This window comes from Rhodococcus sp. C26F (genome assembly GCF_053345925.1).
On record NZ_JBKFBA010000001.1, the window covers coordinates 203,555 to 212,428 of the forward strand.

The 8,874-nt window shown below is 68.8% G+C and carries 8 protein-coding genes; 5 read left to right on the top strand and 3 right to left on the bottom strand.

Features of this window, described 5'->3' with window-relative positions; genetic code table 11:
• The first annotated feature begins 47 nt into the window (after nucleotides 1-47).
• A complete protein-coding gene (lysX, locus tag ACLBYD_RS00925; protein WP_447815055.1) occupies nucleotides 48-3,380 on the top strand; it encodes a bifunctional lysylphosphatidylglycerol synthetase/lysine--tRNA ligase LysX in 3,333 nt (1,110 codons plus the stop codon).
• Nucleotides 3,381-3,424: 44 nt separating this feature from the next.
• Nucleotides 3,425-4,024, top strand: a complete 600-nt coding sequence (locus ACLBYD_RS00930) for a histidine phosphatase family protein (RefSeq protein ID WP_060652364.1) — start codon at nucleotides 3,425-3,427, stop codon at nucleotides 4,022-4,024.
• Between the two features lie 57 nt (nucleotides 4,025-4,081).
• Here ACLBYD_RS00930 and ACLBYD_RS00935 read toward each other — a convergent pair whose 3' ends face one another.
• On the bottom strand, nucleotides 4,082-4,564 hold the full coding sequence (locus tag ACLBYD_RS00935) for a nuclear transport factor 2 family protein (protein WP_024102596.1): 483 nt from the start codon (nucleotides 4,562-4,564) through the stop codon (nucleotides 4,082-4,084).
• A 179-nt stretch (nucleotides 4,565-4,743) separates the two neighbouring features.
• Between ACLBYD_RS00935 and ACLBYD_RS00940 the strand changes: the two genes are divergently transcribed.
• Nucleotides 4,744-5,385 carry an MSMEG_1061 family FMN-dependent PPOX-type flavoprotein gene (locus ACLBYD_RS00940; protein ID WP_006553337.1) on the top strand — a complete coding sequence of 214 codons (642 nt, stop codon included), beginning with the start codon at nucleotides 4,744-4,746 and terminating at the stop codon, nucleotides 5,383-5,385.
• Nucleotides 5,386-5,421: 36 nt separating this feature from the next.
• Nucleotides 5,422-6,333, top strand: a complete 912-nt coding sequence (locus ACLBYD_RS00945) for an SDR family NAD(P)-dependent oxidoreductase (RefSeq protein ID WP_447815056.1) — start codon at nucleotides 5,422-5,424, stop codon at nucleotides 6,331-6,333.
• Nucleotides 6,334-6,336: 3 nt separating this feature from the next.
• Here ACLBYD_RS00945 and ACLBYD_RS00950 read toward each other — a convergent pair whose 3' ends face one another.
• Complete coding sequence (locus tag ACLBYD_RS00950; protein WP_447815057.1) at nucleotides 6,337-7,179, bottom strand: cutinase family protein; 843 nt, start codon at nucleotides 7,177-7,179, stop codon at nucleotides 6,337-6,339.
• 200 nt (nucleotides 7,180-7,379) lie between these two features.
• Complete coding sequence (locus ACLBYD_RS00955; RefSeq protein WP_447815058.1) at nucleotides 7,380-8,150, bottom strand: hypothetical protein; 771 nt, start codon at nucleotides 8,148-8,150, stop codon at nucleotides 7,380-7,382.
• Between the two features lie 189 nt (nucleotides 8,151-8,339).
• Here ACLBYD_RS00955 and ACLBYD_RS00960 point away from each other — a divergent pair, with 189 nt between their 5' ends.
• Nucleotides 8,340-8,837, top strand: a complete 498-nt coding sequence (locus tag ACLBYD_RS00960; RefSeq protein ID WP_447815348.1) for a DoxX family protein — start codon at nucleotides 8,340-8,342, stop codon at nucleotides 8,835-8,837.
• Nucleotides 8,838-8,874 lie beyond the last annotated feature (37 nt).

Genomic DNA, 8,874 nt, shown 5'->3' on the forward strand with positions numbered 1-8,874 from the left:
GCCGTTCGTCCCACGGCTGCCGCGTTTGCCCGTTACCGTTCTATTCCATGTCTGCGGATTCCGCCGCTCCTGTCGAGCGCCCGCGTCCGGTGGAGGACGCCCGACCGCCCTCCCGGCCCTCACTGACCGACCGCGTCGGTGGACGTCTGTCCGCCGTACCGCACGTCCTCGGCCTGATCCTGGGCATCTACGCGGTCGTGGTCGCATTGTGGTCGATCTCCCCGACCCTGCGTTACTGGATCCACGCCCCGCGCGAATATCTCGACGAGTACTACTTCGACGCTCCCGACACCAGCCTGTCGTTCGCTCTCGTCCTCGGCCTGCTCGCCGGTGCCGTCGCCGGCCGCAAACGCATCGCATGGTGGATCCTGACGATCTACCTCGGCGGATTCACCATCACCAATCTCGTGATGAGCATCGTCGAGCGCGACCCGAACCACCTCGTCGCGTTGGTCGTCCACCTGCTGATCGTCGCGCTCCTGCTGCTGTCCTATCCCGAGTTCTACACGCGCGTGCGGCGCGGAAACGTCTGGGCCGCACTCGGTGTGCTCGTGGGTGGCCTGGTCGTCGCGACGCTCATCGGCTGGGGCCTGGTGGAGCTGTTCCCCGGCACCCTGCCTCCTCCCGACCGGTTCCTGTGGGCGCTCAACCGCGTCACCGCACTGACGTTCATCGACAACGACCAGTTCGGTGGTCGCCCGAACGGGCTGGTCAACACGATCCTCGGCCTGCTCGGTGCACTCGCCGTGCTCGCGGCCGTCGTGGTGCTGTTCCGCTCGCAGCGAGCGAGCAATGCGCTCACCGGCAGTGACGAATCGGCCATCCGCGGCCTGCTCGCCCACAGCGACGATTCGCTCGGCTACTTCGCGACCCGCCGCGACAAGGCCGTGGTGTTCGCCCCCAGCGGCAAGGCCGCGGTGACCTATCGCGTCGAACTCGGGGTGTGCCTCGCGAGCGGTGATCCGATCGGCAACCAGGAGGCGTGGTCGCACGCCATCGACGAATGGCTCGATCTCGCCCGTGCCTACGGGTGGACGCCCGCGGTGATGGGGGCGAGCGAGGACGGTGCGACGGCCTACCACCGTGCGGGCCTGAACGCGCTGCAGCTCGGCGACGAGGCCGTCCTGCTCACCCGCGACTTCAGTCTCGCCGGACGCGACATGCGACCGGTGCGGCAGGCCGTCAACCGCGCCCGCAAACACGGTGTGACCGCACGGATCATGCGTCACCGCGAGTTGTCGCCCATCGAGCTGTCGGCGGCGATCCAGCGCGCCGAGGCCTGGCGCGACACCGAGAACGAGCGCGGTTTCTCGATGGCCCTCGGCCGACTCGGCGATCCGCTCGACGGCGACTGCCTGCTCGTCGAAGCGGTCGCGGACGGCAAGGTCGTCGCGATGCTCTCGCTCGTGCCCTGGGGATCGGACGGGGTGTCGCTCGACCTGATGCGCCGCGACCCGCAGGCCCCCAACGGCGTCGTCGAACTCATGGTCTCCGAGCTCGCCTCACGCGGTGCCGAATTCGACGTCGAGCGGATCTCGTTGAACTTCGCGGTCTTCCGGTCGGTCTTCGAGGAGGGCGCGCGGATCGGTGCCGGCCCGATCCTGCGGTTGTGGCGGTCGATCCTGCTGTTCTTCTCACGGTGGTGGCAGCTCGAGGCGTTGTACCGGTCCAACGTCAAGTACCACCCCGAGTGGGTGCCCCGCTTCCTGTGTTTCCGCGACAACCGGCTCATCCCGCGCGTCGCGCTCGCGTCGGCGATCGCCGAGGGCTTCCTCACCCTCCCCACCTTCGGTCGCCGGAACACCCAGCAGCACACGGGAACACATTCGGCGTTCCCCGAGGACCAGGTGGTCGCGGCGGAACTGCACGACGACGGCAGCGCACCCGGCGTCGAACTCGCCGACGGCACGCCCGCCGTCGCGCACGGACGTCGCCGCCCCGAGCAGGTCCAGGTGCGGATGAACACCCTGCAGCGGATCGTCGAACACGGTGTCGATCCCTATCCGGTCGCGCATCCCCCGACCCACACGGCCGCCGAGGCCCGGGCCGCGAAGTCCGGCACCCCGGTGACCGTGGCGGGACGCCTGCTGCGCATCCGCAACTTCGGCGGTGTGCTGTTCGCGGTGCTGCGCGACTGGTCGGGCGACATCCAGATCCTCGTCGACCGGCAACGGGTTGCCGGACAACGCTTCCTGTTCGACCTCGGTGACCTCGTCGAGGTGTCGGGCGAGGTGGGACGCAGCCGCACCGGCGAGATCTCGGTGCTCGCCGATTCGTGGCGCATCGACGGCAAGTGCCTGCATCCGCTGCCCGACAAGTACCACGGCCTCGTCGACCCGGAAGCCCGCGTGCGGCAACGCTATCTGCATCTCGCGATCGACCGCGGGGCACGCGACCACCTCGCGGCACGCAGCGCGGTGGTGCGGTCGCTACGCGACGAACTGCAGGCCCGCGGCTATCTCGAGGTGGAGACCCCCATCCTGCAGTCGGTGCACGGCGGCGCGAACGCCGCACCGTTCATCACGCACATCAACGCCTACGACGCCGATCTGTACCTGCGGATCGCCCCCGAGCTGTATCTGAAGCGGTTGTGCGTCGCGGGCATGGCGAAGGTCTTCGAGATCGGCCGGGTGTTCCGCAACGAGGGTGCGGATTTCAAGCACAACCCGGAGTTCACGATCCTCGAGGCATACGAGGCGCACAGCGACTACGAGAAGATGCGGGTGGTCGCACGCGAGTTGATCCAGGCAGCGGCCCGCGCGGCACACGGACGCGAGATCATCCTGCGGCCCGGACCCGACGGTACCCCGGTCGAGATCGACATCTCCGGCGAGTGGCCCGTCAAGACCTTCCACGACGCGATCTCCGAGGCGCTCGGGACGTTCGTCGACGCGCAGACCCCCGTCGACGTCCTGCGACGCCTGTGCGACGAACACGAGATCCCCTACAACCCTGCCTGGGACGCCGGCGCCACCGCGCAGGAGATGTACGAGCACCTCGTCGAATCGAAGACGGAGTTCCCCACCTTCTACACCGACTTCCCGACCTCGGTGTCGCCGTTGACCCGGCCGCACCCCCGCAAGCCGGGTGTCGCGGCGAAGTGGGACCTGGTGGCCTGGGGTGTCGAGCTGGGGACCGCCTACAGCGAGCTCACCGATCCGCTCGACCAGCGTGCCCGCCTCACCGAGCAGTCGCTGCTCGCCGCGGGCGGTGACGAGGAGGCGATGGAACTCGACGAGGAGTTCCTCGAAGCACTCGAATACGCGATGCCTCCCACCGGCGGCCTCGGTATGGGTGTCGACCGGATCGTGATGCTCGTACTCGGAGGGAGCATCCGCGAGTCGCTGGCGTTCCCGTTCACGAAGCCGCGGCGCTCCTGATGGGTGGTTTCACGTGAAACCGCTCCACCTGGCATCGTGAGGTCGTGCAGCTACTCCTGATCCGCCACGCCGAGCCGAACAACGCCCGCGCCGAGACCGGGGTCGCCGACCCGCCGCTCACGGAGGCCGGTCGTCTCCAGGCGTCGCGGTTGCCGGACGCGCTGTCCCCGTACAACATCACCCGCCTGTTCTCGAGCCCGCAGTTGCGGGCCCTGCAGACGGCCGAGCCGGTCGCGGAACGACGCGGGCTCGACGTGGAGAAGATGGAGGACATCGCCGAGTACGACTACGGCCACGACCACTACTTCACGATCGACGCCGCGAAGGACGTCGCACCGGCTGCCTACAAGCGCATCCTGGCAGGTCACCTGCCCGATTTCGTGGACGGGGACGCCTTCCGTACGCGGGTGCTGCGCGGGATCGACCACGTGGTGGACACGTGCGACCACGCCGAGACCGTGGCGCTGTTCGTCCACGGCGGGGTCGTGAACATCGTGCTGCAGCACCTGCTCGAGCTGCCCCGGCCGCTGATGTTCCCCATCGAGTACGCGTCGGTGACGCGCATCCTCGTCTCACGCAGCGGTGCGCGTCGCGTCGCGTCGATCAACGAGACCGGGCACGTACGCGACACCCTGCGCGTCTGAGCGCCCCGGGAGCCGGCCGCGGGTGAGCCCCCAGCGGCCCACCAGCGAGTCGTGGGTTCAGCGCCGTGCGCTCGCGAGGAGGTCGCGGGCGGCGGTGCTGCCGTCGAGCAACCGCGACGTGCGGCGCACGATCTTCCAGCTGCCGTCGATCCGGGCGAGTTCGAAACGATTGGCGCTCACCCGCCACACCCGGAACGAATCCGAATCGGCGTTGCGGCGCAGCAGCAGGGAGTGGCAGGTCGCGACGGCGGTGTCGCCGTCGACCCGGATGTGCACCGGGTCGAGCAGATGACCGCAGCCCTCCTCGATGTAATCCTGGTGCGGTCGGGTGCGCACCATCTTCATGATGGCGTCGCGACCCTCCATCAGGCGGATGTCGACGTCGTAGACGGCGTCCTCGGCCCACAGTTCCCCCACCGCCTCGGCGTCACCGGCGTCGACGGCCGGGCCGTAGGCCGTGAGGACCTCGTGGATCGCAGCCTTGTCCTCGAGGAGCTGTACGCGTTCGAGGAGGGAGGCCAGCAGGGCGGAGTCGGTCATCTCGATCCTTCCGGGCGGGGGCGTCGCCACCCGTTCTACCGGGATCCGGAGTCCTGCCTCCCGGGTCGTCCCGGTGACCGGAAGCAATCGACTGTGCAGCCCCTGACCAGGGCATGACACGGACGCCGACGTGATCTTCCCGTGCAGGATTGATACGGTCACCGCCGGAGGTGCACCGGATGGATGCGGACAGGATCGACGAACTCGTACAGGGCGGGATACGGACACAGGACGAGCTCGAGGCCGTCCTGGGCATTCCGCACCCGGCGATCGTCGACAAGGCGCGACCACACCTGACGCCGCTCATCAGGCATTTCCTGTCGCTGGCGCGGTTCTTCACGATCGCCACCGCCGACGCCGTCGGCAACTGCGACTGCTCGCCGCGCGGCGACATCGAGTCGGCGGTGCTCGTCCTCGACGACCACACGATCGCGCTGCCCGACCGGCCCGGCAATCGCCGCGCCGACTCGTACCGGAACATCCTCGAGAACCCTCACGTCGGGCTGCTGTTCTTCGTACCCGGCGACGAGGAGGTGCTGCGGATCAACGGCCGCGCCACGCTGTCGACCGACCCCGACCTGCTCGGGAAGCTGTCGCTGCAGAACAAGCCGGCGCAGCTCGCTGTGATCGTGCAGATCGACGAGGTCTTCCTGCACTGCGCGCGGGCGTTGCTCCGCGCCAAGCTGTGGGATCCGTCGACCTATCCCGACCGCGCGGCGGTCCCCTCGATGCGCGACATGCACGCCGAACTCCACTCGATCGAGATCCCGGCCGACGCCGAGCCGGGCAAACGCGAGCTCTACCGCGAGTTCCTGTACTGACCGGACCACACGCGGCGAGTGCGTCACGATGGTGGGGTGACCTCTCGGATCGCCCAGATACGCCGCTGGCGCGCCGGCGCTGCACTACGCAGCCGCCTGCGCGACCTGACCGGCGCCCTCGTCGTCGTCACCGGTGGTGGTAGCGGGATCGGCCGGGCCTCGGCGATCGCCTTCGCCGCCGAAGGTGCCATCGTCGTCGTGGCAGACAAGGATCTCGACAGCGCCCGCGAGACGGTGGCGCTCGTGAACGTCCCGGCTCCCGGTGCCGGAGGTTCCGAGGCCGTCTTCGGCGGCGCCGCTCACGCTTACGAACTCGACGTCTCCGACGAACAGCAGGTCCGGAAGTTCGCGCAGACCGTTCGCGAGCGGCACGGCGTCGCCGACGTGCTCGTCAACAACGCGGGCATCGGTGTCATCGGTGCCTTCGCCGACACTCCGCAGAGCGTCTTCGAGAACGTGATGGACGTGAACTTCTGGGGAGTGGTCTACGGCTGCCGCGCCTTCACGGAGCAGATGATCGACGCCGGCACGGGCGGGCAGATCGTCAACGTCTCGTCGGCCGCGGCGTACATGCCGCAACGCAACCTCGCCGCCTACACGACGAGCAAGGCCGGGGTGTTCATGCTGTCGGAGTGCCTGCGCGCCGAACTGCTCGAACACGGGATCGGCGTGACCGTCGTGTGTCCCGACCTGGTGGACACCAACCTCACCCGGGCGACGGAGTACGTCGCGCCGAACAAGGAACTACGAGCAGCGCGACGCACCCGCACCCTCGCGATGTACCGGCGCCTGCACATCGCGCCGGAGAAGGTGGCCAAGGCGATCGTCGGGGCGGTCCGTCACAACAAGCCTGTGGTGACGGTCGCCCCGGGCGCGAAGGTCCGCAAGTGGCTGATGCGCTTCGCGCCCCGTGTCATGCGTGTGGGCGCACGATTCGACATCGATTGATGGTCAGGCCTTCGAGGCGATCCAGTCGTGCAGCCACCGCGTGGCCGTCGTTCCGCGACCGTCGACCACGTAGTTCGAGTAGTCCTGGTGGATCTGCGACTCGTAGAAGGTGCGGATCTTCTGCTCGCGCAGCTCGTTCGCCTCGGGCGTGAGCTGCAGCTGCAGCATCGGGATGCCCCCGGCGGTCATGATGTCGTTGTAGAGCGCCGTCGCCTCGTCGCGGTAGTTCTCGAGCTGCTCGAACGGGCTGCCCGCCGAGATCGCGAGGAAGCCGGCCAGTCGCGTGACGAAGTCCTCCGGCGGCGTCGAGCAGTAGAGGTCGCCCACCGCGCAGATGGTGCGCACGTTGGGCGTTACGAATCCGAAGCCTCCCGCGCGGGCACCTCCCGCACCGGTGCCGGCGACGGGCGGACCGACGAACGGGTCGAGTTCGGAGCGGCGCGGATCGGACAGCAGACCCACCGCGACGAGGCGGTGCGGACCGACCACTCCCAGCCCGGTGCCGATCTCGGCGGCGAGATCGCCTGCGGCATCGGCACCCTGGCTGTAGCCGACGAGGGCGAAGTTCGTGAGGGGGCACCGCTCGGCGGTGGCCGCGATGATGCCGCGCGCGTTGTCGACAGCGCGGTTGCGGGAGGCCGCGTACACGTCGCCCTCCCACGGAAAGGCCGTGGCGGGATACGCGACGTAGTCGACGCGGGCCCCGGCGGGAAGATTGGACGTAACCTGGGCGAGCATGCCGTTCCCGCGGCCGGGGTCGGGGGTGTTCGAGGTCTCCCACGTTCCAGGCACAGCGACCACGTTCAGGGTCGGACATCCGGACGGATTGGCTTGCGCCGCAGGCATTGCGACGAATACTGCTGCACATGCCGCCACTGCGGCCACCGTTGCCGCCCACACTCTTCTCATAGCCATGTCCCCGCCCCGCTACTGTCCTGGTGCCGCGTCCCTCCCCGGCAGTATCGAGTAGAAGGATGACATATTCGTGAACCGGATGTGATGTATCCGAGTCCGGAACGTTGTCGGGAAACGACGGGGCCGGCGGATCAGCCGCGGACGACGGTCACCTGTCCCCCGCCGATGTTCGTCACGAAGACGTTGCCCGTCCCGTAGTCGACTGCCGTTCCCGGGACCGGCCGCTCGACCACGCTCCCTTCGGCGGTCGAGGCGGGTTCCGCGACGACGATGTCGGGCCCGAAGAGGTTTGTCACATAGATGTTTCCGCTGAACGGATCGGTGACGACCGCACCCGGGGGAGGCGGTGGCGGGGCCGGGAGGTCCACAGGCGCGACGGCACGGTCGACGACCGTGACACCGCCCGTACCGACGTTCGTGACGAAGACGCCGTCGGTTCCCGCGTCGAGGATCAGCTCCGGCATCCCGGGGAGCGGAGCCTGTGCGGGCGCCGCAACGGGCTCGGGCGTGACCTCCGTCCGGTGCACCGTGACCGCCCCGGTACCGACATTGGTGACGGCGACGTTGCCGAGCCCGCCGTCGACCCGCATCTCCACGAGCGCGGTGGACACCTCGGTGCGTCCCGGGACACGTCCCTCGGGATGCGTGACGGTCACGGCGCCGGGACCCACGTTGGTGATGCATGCGTTGCCGACGCCGCCCTGGAGTCCGAGCAGGCGGGGACCGTCGAATCCGAAAACCGGTGGGACGGGCTCGGCGCCGTCGATCGTCACGAGCCCGCCACCGTTGCGGATGCACGCGTCCGCAGGGTCCGCGGCCGCGGCGGGAGCCGCCGCGACGGCGGCTACGACGGCACCCGCACCCATCACGACCGTCGCCAGTGCACGTCTCGTAGCCGTCATGCGCAGAACCATAACGGGTGCGACGCCCGACGACACGGAAATATCACAAGCGCAGCGTGTCCGGTGGTCCCTGTTGAGCGGATTTCTGTGGATCCACCCCCGGAAAGCGGGGGCAGCTCCACCGAAACCGGAGGAACGATGACCAAGCACCCCGCATGTAAGGGTAGGCATGCTTTACTTCCGCACGTGATGAACTCAGTGCGCCATTGGCCGGACCGTTTCGGCGATCACGCCGTCGCCGCCTTCCGCATCGTCGTCGGTTTCCTGTTCCTCTGCCACGGCACCACGAGCCTGTGGGCGTGGCCGGCGGAACCCTACGGCGGAGCCACCGCACAACTCGACGCATGGCCCGGCTGGTGGGGTGCGATCATCCAGGTCGTGTGCGGCACCGCACTGATCGTCGGCCTCGGCACCCGGCTCGCGGCCTTCCTCTGCTCCGGATCGATGGCGTACGCCTACTTCTGGGGCCACCAGGCCGACGGGGCACTGCCCATCCAGAACGACGGTGAATCCGCCGCGCTGTTCTGCTGGGCGATGTTCGTCCTGATCTTCCTCGGCTCCGGATCGTGGGCCGTGGATCGCCTCCTCGCGCGGCGGCGCGAGGTGGCCACACCCGAACCGGCGCCGGCCGAACCGGCACCGGCCACCGCATCCGACACCGATTCCGCGTCGCTCGTCGACGCCTGACCCCACTCACGAACGCCACCCCACGAATGCCACTGGG